This window comes from Thermococcus sp., assembly GCF_015523185.1.
Taxonomy (GTDB): Archaea; Methanobacteriota_B; Thermococci; order Thermococcales; family Thermococcaceae; genus Thermococcus.
Map to the genome: position 1 here is coordinate 1 of NZ_WAKV01000068.1, position 2822 is coordinate 2822.

Genomic DNA, 2822 nt, shown 5'->3' on the forward strand with positions numbered 1-2822 from the left:
ACATTCTTCCACCGCTGGAGCTGGAAGGAAACGCTCAACTGGGCGATGAAGTTCACCAAACGGCTCGGGGTTAAGCACTATCTTGTTGACGTCACGGACGGTCTCTTACGCGAGGCAACCGGCAGGAAGGGCCCGGTGTGCATCAACTGCAAGAAGGTAATGCTCTGGAACGCGAAATGGTTCGCCCTCAACAACGGCTTCGACGTTTTGGCGAAGGGCGACAACGCCAACGACAAAATCATAGGTGCTCTCCTCGACCAGTGTGAAGGCGATATAAGGCTCTGCGACATCCCGAGGATAGGGATCCCCTTCTTCAGGCCCCTGATAAAGTACACCGCCGAGGATGTAGAGGCCCTTGCTGAGGAAGTAGGAATAAAGCCCTACCGTATGTATGAACACGCGCGACGAAGACAGTGGCGCGAGGGCTGTCCACTCCAGTACATAGACCGCGAGGAGATTGTAACAGAGAGGCTCATGGACTTGGCTTACAGGGTTAACTACGAGGTGAGCAAAATCGCGAGGAGGAGGAAGGTTCGCGTGAGCGTTAGGGTTCCGAGCTTCGAGATAATGTGCTGGAACTGTGACGAGGAGATGCTCTCGGAGGTTCGCCAGATAATAGAGAGGTTCAGGTGAGATGGATGGAAAAGCTACCCTTTGGAAAGCTGAGGAACGAGCTCTTGAGGGAGGTAATCTTTCCAAACCTTGGAATTGAGGACGGAAAGGTAATTTACGGGCCTAAAGAAGGGTTTGACTCCGCCGTTCTGGAATACGATGATGAGCACTACCTCATCGTCGCCACCGACCCAACGCTCGGCGTTCCGGCCGAGACCTTCGGCTTCTTCACATACCACTTTGCTTCGAGCGACGTGGCCGTCTTTGGGGCCAGACCAAGGTGGCTCGTAATTGATTTTGTCCTCCCGCCAGGGACTTCGAGGGAGTTTTTGGAAAGAACCATGGGGGACCTTAACGGAGAATGCCGGCGCTTTGGGAGCGCGATAATCGGGGGACACACGGGCGTTTATCCCTCAGCGAGGGAGCTGGTTGCAACAACCACCGCCATGGGGCTCGTCAAAAGGGAAGGGCTCAAACTACCGCTGGCGAAGCCCGGCGACAGGATTATAGTAACGGGTAAAGTTGCCCTAGAATTTGCAGTATCGGCCTCTTACTTTCGGGCCCGTGAGCTTAAGGGTTTCCTAACTCCGGGAAAACTATCGAGACTCCGCTCGCTCTACAGGCTTGAAACGGTTCTACCAGATGCCCTGATAGCCAGACCCTTCGTCAGGGGTATGCACGACGCCACGGAAGGTGGACTAACTGCCCTCCATGAAATAGCCGACAATTCTGGCCTTGGCTTCGTGGTTTACTCCGATAGGCTGAGACTTAACCCCCTTGTGGAAAAGGTCTTGGACTTCTACGGCCTTGAGCCCTGGAGCGTCTCCTCAACGGGAACGCTGATTGCCATAACTCCCCCGGAAAATTCCAACCAGTTAATTGCAGAATTGCATAAAAATGGAATTACTGCATTTGAGCTCGGCGAATTCACCCGAGAAAAGGAACGGCTTTTGGTGGAAAACGGAAAGGTGAAACCCTTCCCAGAGTTTGAGGGTGACCCCTATGTTACCCTTTATGGGAAGTGACTCCCTTTTATATCACTGTTGGTGATACAAAAACGAAAGGTTTTTAAGCGTTGAAGTTCTTTATATCACTAAGGGCGATACAGATGACGACACTTATGGTGTACGTCTAGCCACTTAAGGCCGAGCGCGACGCCAAAAGGAGAATGAAGGCCCCGGAGAAGCCTGGGTACCCTTTCGCTTTTTAGAGACGGATTAAATTTCTCAGATATCAATCCCCCTTGTCATCGCCCCATCAATGACAATCGTCGAGCCGAGCATGTATTCAGCTTTATCGCTGAGGAGAAACGCTATCAGAGAGCCGAGTTCGCTCCATTTTCCTGTTCGGTGGAGTGGAGTTCTTGAGAGCACTTCCCTTTCCCAGACCCCTTCAAAACTTTCTCCCCGCTCCTCGGCGAGTTTCCTCAGGTTTTCCCTCGCGCCAGGGGTGTCAAAACTTCCAAGCAGAACGCTGTAGGCCCTTATTCCATACTTTCCATAGGTTCTTGAGACGCTCTTCGTCAGCTGAAGGAGTCCCGCCCGCGTTACGTCGGCCAGAACGAGAGGTGGCATCGGCTCCTTGATTGAGACGGAATTGAGGTAGATGAGAACGCCTTTCATCTTCTTTTCCAGCCACGCCTGAACGAGGAGGGTCGTGAGATAACCCGGGGCTACGGTGTGGAGGGCGGACGCCTCAATCCAGTCGATGTAATCCGCCTCGTGGAGAAGACAGGGCTCGCATCTCACGTTTCCGGCGTTCCAGACGAGCGCATCAATGCCTTTAAGCAATTCCCAGCTCTCCTTTACGAGGTTCTCGAGGTCCTTCTGACTGAACAGGTTCGCCCTGACTCCGTAGACTTCCCCGTAGCTCGAGAGCTCGTCGAGTGCCTTTCGGAGGTTTTCCCCGTTTCTTGAGCTTATAACAACCCGCGCATTCCTTTTCAAGAGCTCCCTCGCGACGTTAAAGCCTATACCCCTCGACGATGCTGTTACGAGGACTCCAATTCCGCCCAGGTCTATTTCCATCATGGGCTCCAATTCGCGAATTGGCTAATAACCTTTGTCCCATTGACGAATTAGGTTTCCCGAATTTGGGGAATCTGTGTCGTTTTGCCAAAAATATCAGGAAAAGAAACTTAAGGTGGAAAACCTTCGATTTTTTACAGATTTTTCGAAAACTCTTGGGGGTGATAAAGTGAAGTTCTACAT

The 2822-nt window shown here is 52.2% G+C and carries 3 protein-coding genes; 2 read left to right on the plus strand and 1 reads right to left on the minus strand.

Translation table 11 applies throughout. The features are described 5' to 3' along the window. Together F7B33_RS08145 and F7B33_RS08150 are read left to right on the plus strand one after the other, a co-directional pair. The coding region (locus F7B33_RS08145) for an ATP pyrophosphatase (RefSeq protein WP_297074086.1) at window positions 1-633 on the plus strand (633 nt) is incomplete at its 5' end. Window positions 634-638: 5 nt separating this feature from the next. Next, window positions 639-1637, plus strand: a complete 999-nt coding sequence (locus F7B33_RS08150) for an AIR synthase family protein (protein ID WP_297074089.1) — start codon at window positions 639-641, stop codon at window positions 1635-1637. A 201-nt stretch (window positions 1638-1838) separates the two neighbouring features. Here the strand turns inward: F7B33_RS08150 and F7B33_RS08155 are convergent, their stop codons facing one another. After that, window positions 1839-2642, minus strand: coding sequence for an SDR family oxidoreductase (locus tag F7B33_RS08155; protein ID WP_297074088.1), 804 nt, complete (start codon window positions 2640-2642; stop codon window positions 1839-1841). Window positions 2643-2822 lie beyond the last annotated feature (180 nt).

Excerpts from the sequence above, each read along its gene's own strand:
- F7B33_RS08150 (WP_297074089.1), top strand. The coding sequence starts at position 639 with ATGGAAAAGCTACCCTTTGGAAAGCTGAGGAACGAGCTCTTGAGGGAG.
- F7B33_RS08155 (WP_297074088.1), bottom strand. The coding sequence starts at position 2,642 with ATGATGGAAATAGACCTGGGCGGAATTGGAGTCCTCGTAACAGCATCG.